Source organism: Acinetobacter sp. YH12211 (assembly GCF_013418015.1).
In the GTDB taxonomy this organism is placed as follows: Bacteria; Pseudomonadota; Gammaproteobacteria; order Pseudomonadales; family Moraxellaceae; genus Acinetobacter; species Acinetobacter towneri.
This window is the reverse complement of the sequence record NZ_VPCW01000002.1, coordinates 195,282-211,486: the sequence shown is the minus strand read 5'-3', so window position 1 is coordinate 211,486 and position 16,205 is coordinate 195,282. Positions and strand designations below refer to the sequence as shown.

Sequence of the window (16,205 nt, the reverse complement as noted above, 5' to 3'; positions counted from 1 at the left end):
GTGATCTTGCTTAGATCGTAACGTCTGTGATTTTTTGGGGTTCTATCTGCGACTAAAGTGCCTTCCTCATCCCATCTTCTTAGGGTTTGGATGGAAACACCCAGTGTTTTAGCTGCAACGCCAATACCAACATATCTACTCATTTGTATATAATAATATAGAAATAGGTAGATTTCAACTAGCAGTTATTAACCCTTTCGGCTTGTAAAATCAGCTCAAGCTGCCAAACAAGTATCCATCGTCATGCGACCAACAGTTTTGTTTAAGAACTGCGCATTTAAAATAGCAACCAAAACTTATACTAGATAAGCCATCTATACTATGTGGGATCAGCATTTTTCAAAAATACATCAGATAAACAGTAAGTTATTTAATTTTTATAGTGAAGATTAAAATAGCCTACAAACACATATCATAAAAAATATTCATATGACCTATAAAATAAATTAGAAAATCATAGCTCGATCTACTAAAATCGCTTTCTTTTGTTTACATCTTATTTCTCTCCCATGACGAATTTACGCACACGGGATATTATTGCCTTGGGTTTTATGACCTTTGCGCTGTTTATTGGTGCAGGTAATATTATTTTCCCACCTATCGTGGCACAGCAAGCGGGCGAGCACGTCTGGCTTGCTGCGCTCGGTTTTCTCATTACCGCAGTTGGCTTACCCGTGATTACCATTATGGCGTTGTCACGTGTCGAAGGTTCTATACAAATTTTAAGTTCGCCTTTAGGCAAAATCGCGAGCTTAATTTTAACAGTCGTCTGTTATTTAGCGGTTGGCCCGCTTTTCGCCACACCACGTACCGCTACCGTATCTTATGAAATTGGTTTCTCTGCCTATTTTGGCGATTCCGCGAGCACCTTATTCATTTATAGCGCCATCTATTTTGCCTTGGTGATGTTAGTTTCACTGTATCCACACAAAATTTTAGATACAGTGGGCTATGTACTTTCCCCGCTTAAAATTCTGTCATTACTAATTTTAGGCATCACTGCATTTATTATTCCGACAGGTACAATTTCACCTGCCATTCACAATTATGTGAACAGTCCTGTATCTGAAGGCTTTATTAACGGTTATCTCACTATGGATACCTTAGGTGCATTGGTATTCGGGATTGTGATTATTAATGCAATTCGTTCACGTGGCGTAACTGATAAAAAACTCATCACCCGCTATGCGGTATGGGCAAGTTTAATTTCAGGGATCGGTTTAACTTTAGTTTATCTAAGCCTATTTAAACTGGGGATGGGCAGTCACGATGTTGCCGCCAATGCCAGTAATGGTGCAGTCATTTTACATGCCTATGTGCAACATGCTTTTGGCGGATTTGGCTCGGTATTTTTAGCTGCAATGATTTTTATTGCCTGCATGGTTACGGCAATTGGACTGACATGCGCATGTGCTGGATATTTTGAGCAAATTACTAAAATTCATTATCGCCGTTGGGTATTTATTTTAGTGGGCTTTGCCTTTGTTATTTCCAATCTTGGACTCACCAAACTCATTGCAGTTTCAGTGCCTATTTTAAGCGCGATTTATCCACCTGCAATTGTGGTCATTCTACTCAGCTTTTTCTGGGGATTATTCCGTATTCCAACCCGCGTGATTGCACCTACTGCCGCAGTTGCATTGCTCTTTGGCATCATTGATGCAATGAAGGCCGCAGACTTAGCTAGATTCTTGCCAACCACACTGACCAATTTTCCCCTGAGTGAACAAAACCTCGCTTGGTTGATTCCTGCATTACTGATTTTTGTATTCGCTACAATTCATGATCGAATGAAAAAATAGCCAGTACGGACTTCGAGCTCGGCTATTTTTTCAAGTCATGCTCTATTTTCGAGCTGTATTGTATTAAAGTCGTGTTTTATCCAAATACGAATTTAAGTTAGACAATAATTGTCAGGTTTTACCCAAACCCGCACTTATTGTTTCTTGTGCTAAAACTGCCTCTTTTTAAGGCAATTTATCAGTCATGATAATAGCAACCCAAATAATTATTTGGTATAAATAAACAAATGAAATTAAAATATTTTCAATAAAAAACTAAAACAAAATAAATCATTCACCCATTTTAAGCAGAGCTCAAATTAACGCTAAAGTCGTATAGTCGCCCTCAAAATTAGCTGGCATAAAATATGCAAGTACGATTGAAATCGTATTTAAATGGCTTAAAAAACACACTACTTTTTATTATTTTGTAAATAAATGATAACAAATAGTAGTATTTCATATGAAAATGATGTTTTTTATCAAAATATGACTATAAGGGCTTGAAATAGTTTGCTAAACAAGGTAGAACAATAAAACCAATCTGACTAAAATGCTCTGATTTTAGTGATTTATAACAAGGAGGGATGGAGATGTTTTCACATTTCAATACGCAAGTCTTCATTAACGCTCTGAAGGCTAACCAAAATCTAGTTACTTTTTTAAGCACCACTTTTGCACTGATGCTGACCCTATTGCTCCAAGGCTCAATTCAAGGCAACTTGAAACCAACCTATTTTTTATATGCCTTATTGGTATGTATAGCCTTTGCGATTTGGACATCCATTGACCAAAAGTTTCGTGAACATAAAAACGTAGAAGTTCATTAATCATACCCTAGCACCCACTCATTTTAGCTTTTTCGCTTTCACTTTGCGGCAGATGGATCACTCCTCTGCCGCCAAACTCAAAAAGTAGATTCTAATCATCATTCCTGATCTACAGCAAAAATCTCAAAATCTTCTACGGGCTACCAAGAAAAAATTAAACTGAGCAATTAAAATTACAACAATCCATAGATTGCGCCAAGCAATAACACACTAGTCCCACCCAATTCAGCCACAATCAATAACAGCATCACCAAACTCATGCACCAACTTGGCAATGTCCATGCTGCAATTTGATGCGGTTGTTTAAATTGATTAGTGGTATCTTTAAGCAATCCATGCAAGATATAACTCAGAATAGAAAAGCTAAAAAATACTAAATTTAGAATCACAGAAATTAAAATTACAGTGGCATCCCAAATACAAAAATAAGCCAAGACCGCTAAAATTAAACTTGCAGGTGCATATAACAAACTACTGCGATGTGCGATATCCACATAATAATGAGCACGCGCTTGGGCAGAAGCACGAATTTGCCAATATTTCCACACGCCTGTAAGCATCCCCACCCACAAAAATATTCCACTGAAAATAATCGCAAGGCGCACTGCCAAAGATAAACTTTCCATGTTTAACACTCTTTTATTTTTCGTGTGGCTATTTAACTACACTCGCAGACTACTAAGCTTGACTTTAGAGTCAGAATAAATACAAGTTTCTTTTTGGAACTCGTGTAAAGTAACTTTATTCTCATCATCCTTAAAACATTATGAGCACATTTGAAAGCTTAAATATTATATGTGCAGATGGTTATGCCCTCGCTGCCCGTTATTATCCAAATCAATATACACAAGCACAGCGTCTACCCGTCTTGATTTGTCCCGCGACAGGCATTACCAAGAATTTTTATCACGCTTTTGCCACATGGCTAAATGAACAAGGCTATGCTGTGCTGTGTTTTGATTTTCGTGGTATTGGTGATTCGTTACACGAACCATTGAAACAATGTGAAGCCAGTATTGTTGATTGGGGGCAGTTAGATATTCCTGCAGCAGTAAATACTTTGCTGCAAAAAACGCAAGCTGAACAAGTGGTTTTATTGGGACACAGCGCAGGCGGACAATTACTGGGGATTAATCCTGAATATCATAAAGTGGCAAAAGTCGTAGCTGTTTCAGGCTCTACAGGCCACACAAAAGGTTTAAAAGGTCGTACTCGCCTACTTGCCCCTGTGATGTTTAAAGTTATTTTTCCACTTGCCAGAATCACACATGGTTATGGCCCAACCAATGCAATTGGCATGGGCGAAAACCTACCTAAAAATGTGGTCCAACAATGGGCACAGTTTTGTAGCAAACCCGGCTATGTCATCAATGCTATAGGCAAAACAGTTTCACAGCATTATCACGATGAAATTCGTTGCCCGATTACTGCTATTTGGAGTTCGGATGATGAGATTGCCACCGAAGCCAATGTGAAAGATTTACTCCGTCTCTATCCCCATGCATCGACTAATATGATTGAACTTAAACCAAAGCGTTATCAGCATAAAGCCATTGGGCATATGGCGATGTTTAAAAAGTCACATCGAAATTTATGGAATGTGATTGAAAATCAATTGGCAGTTTAATTTTTAGTGGCGAAGTCACATACAAATTAAACATTTGTTTTAGTTTCTCGCTTTTTCTTTTCCCTGTTTAAGCAACCAAATTTGTAATCCTGTTTGGTTGTTTCTTTTTTTCTATTCCATGCCACATTTCATGTTCAGCTTTTAAAATCCAGACTTATCGCTGATACACATTTTCAGGATGAAACATCACAATCTTTTTATTACACCATAAAAAAGCTCCACCATTTCGGTAGAGCTTTTTGAGTGATTTAATTCAAAGCTTAGTAATTAGCGTAAGCGAATCATCACAGTTTTAATACGGTTACCATCAAGTTCTGTCACTTCAAAGTGCACACCTTGATAATCCAACTGCGTGCCGACCTGAACTTCACCTTGGGTTTTATCTAAAATCAAACCTGCAACGCTAATGTAGCCTGCATCTTCTTCAATCAGATCCATCATACCCAGTTCAAGTTCAAGCTGGTATAAATCCAGCATACCTGTTGCTTTCCATTCGTTTTCATTGGTTTTAACCAAATCTAACTGTTCGTCTGCATCAGGGAATTCACCTGCAATCGCTTCAAACACATCAAGCGGTGAAATCAAACCTTGAACATTACCAAACTCATCGCTGACTAAAACCAAAGAACCTTTAGAGGTACGTAACGTATTGATCGCATCAATCACTTTCATTTTTTCAAAAATGTAAATTGGACGCTGACGTTTAATTAAAGCTTTAAGCTCTTCTTCTTCGTCCAATACATCCAACAACTCTTTGGCACGTACAATACTAATGACTTTATCTAAACTACCACGACACACTGGGAATAAGCTGTGTGGTACAGATAGAATCTGTTCGCGGATTTGTTCAGGTGAATCTTCAATATCGACCCATGAAATTTGGCTACGTGGCGTCATAATTGATGCGACTGAACGCTCTGCCAAGGTCAAGACACCACCAATCATGTAGCGTTCTTCATCTGCAAACGCTTCTTGCGCTTCGTTATGCAAATCAGGGCTACTGGTTTCAACTCGCCCCCCCATCAATTTTAAAATTGAATCTGCAGTACGGTGACGTAACGGAATTTTTGCTTCATGTTTTGCAACATTGCGCTGACCAAATTGGTTAAACGCTTCAATAGCAATCGCAACACCAATACCCGAATAGATATAACCTTTAGGGATATGGAAGCCAAAACCTTCTGCAATCAAGCTGATACCAATTAATAGTAAGAAGCTTAAACACAAAATCACCACTGTTGGATGACGGTTCACAAAAGCAGTTAATGGCTTAGATGCAAGTAACATCACCAACATTGCAACCACCATGGCAACCATCATCACATAGATGTTGTCGACCATGCCAATTGCGGTAATGACTGAGTCTAAAGAGAAAACTGCATCTAGAACAACAATTTGTGCTACAACTGCGGCAAAACTTGCATAAACCACATTGGTCGTGACTTTGACTTCGGGTTTGCCTTCCATCTTCTCATGCAACTCTCCTACCGCCTTATAGACGAGGAACAAACCGCCACCCAAGAGAATGAGGTCACGCCCTGAAAAGGTTTTTTCAAATAAGGTAATTAACGGTTCGGTTAAAGTAACCAACCAAGAGATTGCAAATAACAATCCTAAACGCATAAACAACGCTAAAGATAAGCCAATCACACGGGCTTTATCACGCTGTTCTGGGGGTAATTTTTCTGCAAGAATTGCAATAAAGACTAGGTTATCAATACCTAATACGATTTCTAGAATAATAAGTGTAATTAAACCAACCCATATTCCCGGATCTAATAAAAACTCCATTAGTTCATAGCTCCGAGATAGTTAGCAGAAATCGAAATATAAAGTAGACCTGCGCACGGCGACGGATCCATAAAAGTAACCTTTTTAGCAATAGATAGCTTAATTATGCACAATCTTGAACATTTGTAATTAAATTTTTAATTTTTTTGAATAAAACTAAACAGTACGATCTATAAGAAGGTTTTTACTTTATTTTTCACATTCTTAATTTTTTTAGAGCGATGACAGCCAAACAAAAGCCGTGAGAATGGATTAAAAATGTCAAATGAATTGTAATGTATTTTTAGACGCATTAGTCATAGATTACAACTGTAAGCCAACCCACACTTTAATCTAAACTTAAAATATTGATAAAAAACAACTATTGTTAAAAGATTAGACCAAAGCTTATAATTTTTTTGCAAAATTCAACGCAATAACCCGCACTTTTACCTAAAAGCCAAGTGTACAAATGTATTTTTTTAACTAAAATGCAGCCTAAGTTGATGGTTAAATTGATAATTCAACTTATAAAACCAGATAACTCACTACTAATCCAAACTAAAACAATTCTATAGGATTAATTGATATGACACATGAATATGGATTGAACTTAAACAAATGCCTACGCGCTTGGAAAAATAGCCATTTCAAAGCCAGCTTCTAAATCGAGATTCATCATATTTCGTCAGATTTCAACCAAATTTTAGCCACTGAAAGCATCTTGCTAAGCACATGAGTTTTCACATAAAATGTGAAATATCAAAAATACAATTAAAACAATGCAGGGAATATGCAATGTCCAAGAAATATTCAAAATTTCTACCATCCGCCGACCAATATGATATTGAACAATTTCCGTATTATTGGGTCACACAAGTACATGCTCAATATGTACAGAATGTCGATCAGGCACTTAAAAAGTATGGTTTAGATAATTCTCGCCGTCGTATTTTATTGGCATTAAGGTCAAAAGCACATGCGAGTGTGTCTGATTTGTCAGACATGGTGGTGTCAAAAATGTCAACTACAACTAAAATTGTTTATCGTTTAAAAGATGAAGGTTTGGTTGAAACTTATTCTTGTGATGATGATGCGCGTATCACTCGTGTCGTGCTTACTGAAAAAGGTAATGAGATGACCAACAAAATTAATGATCTGACTAGCGTTGTTTTAGAGCAGTCATTTGATGGTTTAACTCCACTACAAATTGAAAAAATGATGGAAAGTTTACGTCATATTTTTAATAATTTAGCACGCTAAACATCACGTTATTGTTCCACATCTGTTCTTATCCTATATAAGCACAAGATGTACTTAAAGATCGAAAAAATTGAGCTGGGGGCTTACTTTTTCGATCTTTGCTTTTGGTACATGTGAACACTCAAACTCGTCTACAGGAAAGCCCTGCACAAAGCTGTGTATGTTCGGTGTTTTCAAACTTAGCCATTCATCTAAACGTGCATGTGGAATAACAATAACAGAACGTTTGACTGGCCCAGGCTCATGAAATTCCTTCATCATCGCGTGATCAATTGCGTCCATGGTAATCATACTCGCAGAACGGACAATTTCTTCCGTGCCTTGCCCATCCTTTAAACGGCAAATTTCATACAGTGCTGCAATAAAAAAGGCCTGTCCATCTTTACGACGTACACCCCAACGCTGCGGTTTACTGTCTATATATTTGGATTCATAAAATTCTGACACAACAATCGCGCCAAATTTACACTTATAAGCAGCTTCACTAAAACTTGGTTTTTCTAATAAAGTTTCGTTACGGCAATTATAGGTTTTTTGCGCAATACTTCTGTCTTCCGCCCATTTGGGAATCAAGCCAAAATTCACCGAGCGCCACTCTAAACCTTGTTCAGACTTAAACAATAGTGGCACACTCGAATTTGGATACGCTTCTTCAGCATATTCAAACGGAATTTCAGGCAGACCTAATGCAGATAATTGCGCTATGCTTATTGGTTTAAAATTGGCACACATATACAAATTGGATGATTAGACACACGCACTATATTATGCGTTTTGATCATGAACAGTAAGTGCGCACCCACGCATTCCTTCTTACTCAAACAAAACGCAGGACAAATAATTACCGTTAAGCTGGCAATGTCAGCCAATGCGTGCGGGTAAATTCTTCAAATATCCAGCGCCCATTAAAACGACCTAAGCCTGAGTTTTTCTCACCACCAAACGGTGCATTGGCATGATCGGCAACGGTAATACCATTAATATGTGTCATTCCAACATCAAACTGTGCTGCAAATTCTGCACCGCGTTCTACATTTGTAGTGCATACAGCAGCAGATAAACCATAGCGTGTATCGTTCGCTAACTGTAAGGCATGTGCGGTATCTGCTGCTTTGAGAATCGGTAAAATAGGTCCAAAACTTTCATTTTGTACAATTTCTGAATCGGCAGCGACATTCACAAAAACATGTGGTGCAACTAAGTTCCCCGTAACCCCGCCCGCATAAACCAATTCTGCACCCTGCGCCTGTGCTTTTTGAATAATATGCTGATGCTTTTTCACCTGTTCTGCATTAATAATTGGCCCAATCAAGGTGTCATTTTTATTCGGATCACCTACTACTAATTGCGACACACTTGCTAACAATTTTTCAAGATAGGCTGCATAAATAGACTGATCGACAATGACCCGATTGGTACTCATGCAAATTTGACCTTGATGCAAAAAGCGCCCCATCACAGTTAGTTCTACGGCCAAATCTATATCTGCATCATCCAAAATGACTAAAGGTGCATTGCCACCGAGTTCTAAGGCGACACGTTTTAAATGCTCACCCGCAACGGCCAGTTGCCCTACATGCTGTCCAACTTCTGTAGAGCCTGTAAATGAAATCATTTTAGGAGTTACATGCTCAACAAAGTAATCACCAATTTCACGACTCGCACCCGCCACCACATTGAGTACGCCTGCAGGCAAGTCTGCTTCTTCGAACAGTTTACCGAGTATAGTTCCACCTGTGACTGGCGTATCACTGGCAGGTTTGAGCACTACACTATTACCACAAGCAATCGCTGTAACCACTGAACGCATAGACAAATGGAAAGGGAAATTCCACGGACTGATCACAGCAATAACACCCAAAGGTTTACGCAAAACAACACTACGGACTTTCGGATCTTTGCTTTCCAGTTGCGTCGTGGTCATTTGCTCGGGAAATTGTGCAGCTTCTTGAATAATCCCTAAAGCAGCATCGACTTCGATATTGGCTTTTAAACGGGTACTGCCCGACTCATCAATCAGCCACTGGATAATTTCTTCGCGTCGTTGCTGAATGACTTGCTCTAAGTTCTTAATGATGTATTGACGCAGACTTGTGGATTGAATCAATTGTTCATCAAAAGCTTTTTGCGCTGTACTATAGGCACTATCAACATCTACCACGCTGGCGCCCTGCATCTCAAAAATTGTAGTTTGATGATATGGATTCAAGTTTGGAATGGTTTTAGTAGATGTCCCAACCGACCACTTGCCGCCAATAAATTGTTGATTCAAATCTTGATATGCTGGCATGTATTTGTCCTTGCGCTACTTTTTATATATGACTTTCACTCTACTCCGCAGCTTGATGTTTTTCTAGCAGCAAGTACATCCTGTAACTATTCAGCTGCAAAATTTTCAAAAAACCATAAGCAAAATACAGGCAACAAAAAAGCCTCCGAAGAGGCTCATTTGTTTGTATTACACAATCAGTAAATCAAATCCTAAAGGATTAATCACCTGTATAACCTTTTAACTTTAAACGCGCTGCGTGTAAAAGTGGCTCTGTGTAACCAGAAGGTTGCTCGCCACCTTTGAAGATCAAGTCAGATGCAGCTTGGAATGCAATGTTATTAGCAAAGTCGTTAGACATAGGCGTGTATAGTGGATCATCAGCATTTTGTTGATCTACAATTTTCGCCATGCGCTGCATTACTTCTTCAACTTGCTCACGTGTCACGATACCGTGACGTAACCAGTTGGCAACGTGTTGTGAAGAAATACGTAACGTTGCACGGTCTTCCATCAAGCCAACATCGTTGATGTCTGGAACTTTAGAACAACCTACACCTAAATCTACCCAACGCACAACGTAACCCAAGATACCTTGACAGTTGTTTTCAAGCTCTTTAGTTTTTTCTTCGTCAGACCAATTGGTGTCTTTTGCCAATGGTGGAGTTAACAAGTCATCTAAAGATAACGGCTCAGTTGCCAACAATTCTTGTTGACGGTCTGCTACGTTCACTTGGTGATAGTGGATAGCGTGAATCACAGCACCTGTAGGTGATGGAACCCATGCACAGCTTGCACCCGCTTCAGGATGTTCAGTTTTGGTTTTGTACATGTCTAAAAGCATGTCTGGTTTTGGCCACATGCCTTTACCAATTTGTGCTTTACCACGTAAACCTGCTTTCAAACCGATCATCACGTTACGGTTTTCATACGCTGGGAACCAAATTTGACCTTTTACTTCGCCTTTACGAACGAATGGACCTGCTTCCATGAAGGTATGGATTTCGTCACCTGTACGGTCCATGAAACCCGTGTTAATGAAGATAGTACGGTCTTTCGCTTGAGCAATACAGTTTTTCAAGTTTACAGAAGTACGACGTTCTTCATCCATGATACCGATTTTTAAAGTCTTCGCAGGCAAGCCAAGTACTTGTTCAGCACGTTCAAACAATTCAACTGCAAATGCAACTTCATCTGGACCATGCATTTTTGGCTTCACGATGTACATAGAACCTTGACGTGAGTTCTTGATCGTGTTTTCACCGCGAATGTCAGCAAAAGTCAATAATGGAGTGATCAATGCATCCATGATCCCTTCATAGATTTCTTGACCATCAACCAAAATTGCAGGGTTAGTCATTAAGTGACCTACGTTACGTAGTAACATTAATGAACGACCATGAACTTTAGTTTCACCGCCTTCTAGGTTTTTGAAAGTACGGTCAGCGTTCAATGTACGAGTCATGGTTTTGCCATTTTTCTCGATTGACTCTGATAATGTACCTTTCATTAGACCTAACCAGTTACGGTAGCCTTCAACTTTTTCTTCAGCATCTACAGCTGCAATTGAGTCTTCTAAGTCTTGAATTGTCGTTACAGCAGCTTCAAGCACAACGTCTTTTACACCAGCTGCATCTGTTTTGCCAATTGGACTAGTTGCATCAATTTGAACTACAACGTGTAGACCATTATTTTTGAATACGATTTCTGTTGGAGCAGCAGCTTCGCCATTATAACCAACAAATAATGCTTCATTTGCAAGTGTTGTTGTAGAACCATCTTTAAGGCTTACTACAAGTTTGTTTGCATCTACAGCATATTTAGTCGCATCGGCATGTGAGCCTTGCGCCAATGGGAAAGTTTCATTTAAGAAGTTTTTCGCAAATGCAATTACTTTTTCACCACGAACTGGGTTATAGCCTTTACCTTTTTCTGCGCCATTTTCTTCAGAAATAACGTCAAAACCGTAAAGTGCGTCATATAACGAACCCCAACGTGCGTTTGCTGCGTTCAAGCAATAACGTGCGTTACGTACAGGTACTACGAGCTGTGGACCAGCCAATAATGCGATTTCTTCATCAACATTTTCGGTGGTAATTTGAAAATCTTCTACTTCTGGTAATAAGTAGCCAATTTCAGTCAAGAAAGCTTTGTAAGCTTCTAATTCAAATGTATTATTGCGGTGCCATTCATCAATTTTAGCCTGAAGCTCATCACGCTTTGCGAGTAATGTTTTGTTCTTAGGGCTAAGATCGACAACGACTTGCTCAAAGTTTTTCCAGTATGTATCACTGTCCAAACCAGAACCTGGTAATGCTTCATTTTCGATGAAATCGTAAAGTTCTTTAGCAATCGCTAACTTGCCTTTTTGAATACGTGCAGTCATTGTCTTTCCTGATATTGCTACTTTTTATACAAGAGATTCTAGTATACTGATTTATATTTAGCTGAATAGTATTATCACATTTCAAAATAACGATCATTTATTACAAGATGAATGACAACAATCATCATAAATCCTGATCAGAAACACGACACTATTACTCATCTAAATACACTTTTACAGTGTATAAAGTTTTTGAAATGTCGAAATTAGACTTAAGTTCAGATTTTGTTGTAAAAATCGGCGTCAGTCTTATTGCAACCCTTCAAGATTAAGCCATGTTTATGACAAAATGTCGATAAAACCAACAGTCACATCTTTTCTATCATAAAAAAGCGCCTAGTTCTAGGCGCTTAAAAGATCAACTGATTTGATGTTTGGCTTCGGTGGCCTGTATCTGTCGATGTTCTTCATTTAAGTAATCATCAGACTGCATTTCCAATAAACGTGAACGTGTGCGTTCAATTTCAAATGCCAGTTTTTCGCCCTGATAAATTTCAATAATCGAATCTTCAGAAGTCAGTAATAACTTGACACCACGATCATAAAATTCATCGACCAAATAAATAAAACGACGTGTTCCTTCAGACAAGAAGTCTGTTAAATGCGGTACATTGCTCACCAAAACCGTGTTGTAGATGTTGGCAATTTCAATAAAGTCTGCAGGACTACGCGGTTTAAAGCACAGTTCTGAAAATTCACACCACAACACATCTTCAGTATGCGCAATTGTTTCAACAATACGTTGGTTGATAATAATTGGCTCAGAAGAATAATGTTGTGTATTACTCAAAGCACTGAAACGCTGTGCCATCCAGTTTTGATTATCATGCGTTAAAGGCGATTTAAATAATTGCGCTTGTTTCAAAACACGTAAGCGATAATCTACACCAGCATCGACATTTAGCACTTGGCAATGTTTTTTGACCATTTCAATGGTTGGAATAAAACGATCTCGATGGATACCATTTTTATATAAACCGTCTGGGGCGATGTTAGATGTTGCCACCAAAGTAATGCCACGATGGAATAATTTTTGGAACAAGTCACTCAGAATCATCGCATCAGTCACGTTAGATACGAAAAATTCATCGAAACAAATCACCACTGCATCTTTATAAATTTGGTCTGCAACAGAATCGAGCGGGTTACGCTGCCCTGAAAGTTTGTTCAGTTCACGATGCACATGCTGCATAAAGTGGTGAAAGTGCATACGTGTTTTACGTCTAAATGGAATCGAGTCGTAAAACTGATCCATGAGCCATGTTTTACCACGACCTACACCACCCCACATATAAACACCCTGTGGTGCTGTTTGGCGGCGGAAACGGCGGAACGCTTTTTTTGATGCTTTATAGCGTTGAATTAATTCCTGCCACACACGCTCAAGTTCGTGTACAGCCTGCGCCTGCGCATCATCTGGCATAAATTGTCCAGAGGCTAACGCTTGTGCATAACGCTCCGCAGGCGATAATGGAGTAAAGGCTGTGGTTTGTGGCGAATTAAAATCAGACATATTCATCAGTACTTATTTGGGCAAATAGATTATAACGAAGATCGAATCACGAGATATAGCACTTTGGCATAGTTTGCAAAATACTTAGGCTATTTTGTATATTGGCGTGGACTTTGTCCAAACCACCGCTTAAAGGCATGATTAAATGCTGCGGGTTCTGAATAACCAAGTAACTCTGCAATCATTTCAATTGAATATTCCTGATATTCAATTAATCGCAATGCTTTATCTTTGATGAGATCTTCACGAATTTGTTTATAACTGGTGTTCAGTTGTTGCAGTTGATGGCGCAATGTCCGTTCAGGAATTTGCAAAGCATGTGCTGTTTCTGCCATGCTCGGCATACTGCCCTGTTGTAACTCCAAATAATCTTTTACGCGCTGCACTACCGAAGGCGCATCATCTTCAAGTTTAAGTCGCTCTAACTCAATCACACACTTGGCTTCATAACTGCTAAAAGTGACTGCATCGGCAGAGGGAATACGTGCTGTGAGAACTGCATCATCAAACCAAAATGCTGCTTGTGATTGATTAAAAACAATATCTTGACCGTAATAATCATAAAAAGTTTGCAAAACTTCACTTTGCTGCGGCTGTACAAATGGCAATTCTATGCGAATACGTGGCGCACTCATCCCCATCATTTTATATAGGTCTTGAATAAATTTGAATGTGCCTGAAATTTCACACTGCGCACGTAATACACCTAAACTACTATGTAAATCATTGGGTTGATAACACAATGCAATATGTCGCGTGCTATGTTGTAAACTTAGTTTCCCGCTTAAATGCGTCAATCCCTGATATTGAATCCCTTTTTCTAATGCAGTGGCAATATCTGGACTGGTCACCAATAACATCAATAAAGGACCATAACCTGCCAAAGCATAATGCTGTCCAATAAACAGCCCCATTTCAGGTTCTACATCTTCACCAATCACTTTTAGAATATCCCATTCCAAACTCGGATGAATGATTGAACTGGTATCTAGCGCATCTGCACGCAAGCCGATACTTTGCAATTTTGCATCGACATCAACGCCTGCTTTACGCATGCCTTGTATTAAATACATTAAGCCAAGTATGGATCTTTTCATAAAATGAACAGTGCGAAACGGAATATCCTTTTTACCCGATTCGTCCACAGATAGAAATTGCCGAAAATATCAATTTTTATGTCAGCACGATCATGTTACCGCATGCTGGCTTATTCTATCCTGACTCAAACAAACTCAAATCAAACAAAATAAATATAAGGATATCTTCATGCAGGATGCAGCAGCGTATTATCAAGTCGCAATTATTGGTGCAGGCTTTGGCGGATTAGCCATGGCGATTCGTTTACTACAACGCAATATTCATAACTTTGTGATTTTAGAAAAGTCTGATGAAGTGGGTGGTACTTGGCGTGAAAATCAATACCCTGGTGCGGCTTGTGATGTGCAGTCGCATCTGTATTCATTGTCATTTGCACCCAAAACTGACTGGTCAAAACGCTATGCCGAAGCACCAGAAATTTTTCAATATATTCAAGATGTGGTGCAACAATTTAATCTGCGTGAATATTGCCAATTTAACAGCGAAGTGGTGCATACCGAATACCATGAAAAAGACTGTGTATGGCATGTTGCGTTAAAAGATGGCAGACAATTGAGTTGCCAATATTTAGTCTTTGCTTCTGGCCCACTGCATGTGCCACAAATCCCGCACATTAAAGGCATTGAAAAGTTTCAGGGCAAGGTTTTTCACTCGTCTCAATGGGATCATCAATACAACTTAAATAGCAAAGTTGTGGCATCTATTGGCACAGGCGGCAGCGCGATTCAATACATTCCTGAAATTGCACCTCAAGTTAAACAGTTATATGTCATGCAACGTACAGCTGCATGGGTCATTCCACGAGATGAACGCAAATATCTGAATATTGAGAAAAAACTGTTTAAACAAGCAGACTGGTTTAGAAAATTGCATCGTGCGCGTTTGTATTGGTCGAATGAATCACGTGCAATTCCAATCATGCAACCTAGCGTGATGAAATATACCCAAAAACTGGCAGAAGCCTTTATTCGTTTTCAGGTCAAAGACAAACAATTGGCACAAAAACTCACGCCTGACTACATTATGGGATGTAAACGTATTTTAGTGTCCAATAAATACTTCCCAACTTTTAACCGTGACAACGTCGAATTAGTGACTGATGCAATACAGGAATTGACTGCAGACAGCATCATCACCAAAGATGGTAAAATGCGAAAAATTGATTGTCTGATTTATGGCACAGGCTTTATTACCGATCCGCGTATCTATCTACAGCCATTTAGCTGCATTGGTGAACATGGCGTTGAATTAAAACAGGCATGGAAAGATGGCGCAGAAAGCTATTACGGCATTAGCCACAAAGGTTTTCCGAACCTGTTTCAGTTGCTTGGGCCAAATACAGTTTTGGCGCATAACTCGGTTATTTTTATGATCGAATCGCAAGTCGATTACATTCTGCAAATGATGGATTTGGTGGCACAATCACAGAGCAATGCAATTGTAGTAAAAGATCAAGTACAAGATCAATTTAACCACGATGTGCAAGACATGCTAAATAACACGGTTTGGCAATCTGGCTGTGTAAGTTGGTATCAACAAGATGGTGGAAAAAACTTTGCACTTTGGCCAACCTATACTTGGAAATATTGGCTAAAAACCAAGTCGCTGCATCCGAGTGATTTCAGATTAATCAGTAAAGCGGCATAAATTTCCGCTTTTAAAAGCAAA

13 protein-coding genes are annotated in these 16,205 nt (G+C 39.0%); 5 read left to right on the top strand and 8 right to left on the bottom strand.

All coding sequences use genetic code 11. The features are described 5' to 3' along the window. A partial coding sequence (locus FTU98_RS02070; protein WP_180050221.1) for a MerR family DNA-binding transcriptional regulator occupies positions 1–143 on the bottom strand: 143 nt, incomplete at its 3' end. A 366-nt stretch (positions 144–509) separates the two neighbouring features. On the opposite strand from FTU98_RS02070, the gene brnQ reads away from it, so the two are divergent. Further along, positions 510–1,802, top strand: coding sequence for a branched-chain amino acid transport system II carrier protein (brnQ, locus tag FTU98_RS02065; protein WP_154320787.1), 1,293 nt, complete (start codon positions 510–512; stop codon positions 1,800–1,802). A gap of 572 nt (positions 1,803–2,374) precedes the next feature. After that, positions 2,375–2,611, top strand: coding sequence for a hypothetical protein (locus tag FTU98_RS02060; protein WP_004976747.1), 237 nt, complete (start codon positions 2,375–2,377; stop codon positions 2,609–2,611). 173 nt (positions 2,612–2,784) lie between these two features. Here FTU98_RS02060 and FTU98_RS02055 read toward each other — a convergent pair whose 3' ends face one another. After that, positions 2,785–3,237, bottom strand: coding sequence for a hypothetical protein (locus FTU98_RS02055; protein WP_180050218.1), 453 nt, complete (start codon positions 3,235–3,237; stop codon positions 2,785–2,787). Between the two features lie 140 nt (positions 3,238–3,377). On the opposite strand from FTU98_RS02055, the gene FTU98_RS02050 reads away from it, so the two are divergent. Then, positions 3,378–4,238: an alpha/beta fold hydrolase gene (locus FTU98_RS02050; RefSeq protein WP_179991324.1), complete on the top strand. Its 861-nt coding sequence runs from the start codon at positions 3,378–3,380 to the stop codon at positions 4,236–4,238. Between the two features lie 267 nt (positions 4,239–4,505). Here the strand turns inward: FTU98_RS02050 and FTU98_RS02045 are convergent, their stop codons facing one another. After that, entirely contained in the window at positions 4,506–6,029 is a 1,524-nt protein-coding gene (locus tag FTU98_RS02045; protein ID WP_004976753.1) for a TerC family protein, read from the bottom strand. Positions 6,030–6,806: 777 nt separating this feature from the next. On the opposite strand from FTU98_RS02045, the gene FTU98_RS02040 reads away from it, so the two are divergent. Next, positions 6,807–7,271, top strand: coding sequence for a MarR family winged helix-turn-helix transcriptional regulator (locus tag FTU98_RS02040; RefSeq protein WP_004976754.1), 465 nt, complete (start codon positions 6,807–6,809; stop codon positions 7,269–7,271). Positions 7,272–7,325: 54 nt separating this feature from the next. Here FTU98_RS02040 and FTU98_RS02035 read toward each other — a convergent pair whose 3' ends face one another. The 5 genes from FTU98_RS02035 to FTU98_RS02015 form a co-directional block, all read right to left on the bottom strand. After that, positions 7,326–8,003, bottom strand: coding sequence for an SOS response-associated peptidase family protein (locus FTU98_RS02035; RefSeq protein WP_154320789.1), 678 nt, complete (start codon positions 8,001–8,003; stop codon positions 7,326–7,328). A 115-nt stretch (positions 8,004–8,118) separates the two neighbouring features. Beyond that, the gene (locus FTU98_RS02030) at positions 8,119–9,561 is read right to left on the bottom strand and encodes an aldehyde dehydrogenase family protein (RefSeq protein WP_131261472.1); all 1,443 of its coding nucleotides are present in this window, start codon (positions 9,559–9,561) and stop codon (positions 8,119–8,121) included. 199 nt (positions 9,562–9,760) lie between these two features. Continuing rightward, positions 9,761–11,926 carry a malate synthase G gene (locus FTU98_RS02025; protein WP_154320790.1) on the bottom strand — a complete coding sequence of 722 codons (2,166 nt, stop codon included), beginning with the start codon at positions 11,924–11,926 and terminating at the stop codon, positions 9,761–9,763. 358 nt (positions 11,927–12,284) lie between these two features. Further along, positions 12,285–13,439 carry a cell division protein ZapE gene (gene zapE, locus FTU98_RS02020; RefSeq protein ID WP_004976758.1) on the bottom strand — a complete coding sequence of 385 codons (1,155 nt, stop codon included), beginning with the start codon at positions 13,437–13,439 and terminating at the stop codon, positions 12,285–12,287. Positions 13,440–13,528: 89 nt separating this feature from the next. Beyond that, positions 13,529–14,536, bottom strand: a complete 1,008-nt coding sequence (locus tag FTU98_RS02015) for an AraC family transcriptional regulator (RefSeq protein ID WP_171501106.1) — start codon at positions 14,534–14,536, stop codon at positions 13,529–13,531. A 169-nt stretch (positions 14,537–14,705) separates the two neighbouring features. Between FTU98_RS02015 and FTU98_RS02010 the strand changes: the two genes are divergently transcribed. Next, positions 14,706–16,184, top strand: a complete 1,479-nt coding sequence (locus FTU98_RS02010) for an NAD(P)/FAD-dependent oxidoreductase (RefSeq protein WP_154320792.1) — start codon at positions 14,706–14,708, stop codon at positions 16,182–16,184. Positions 16,185–16,205 lie beyond the last annotated feature (21 nt).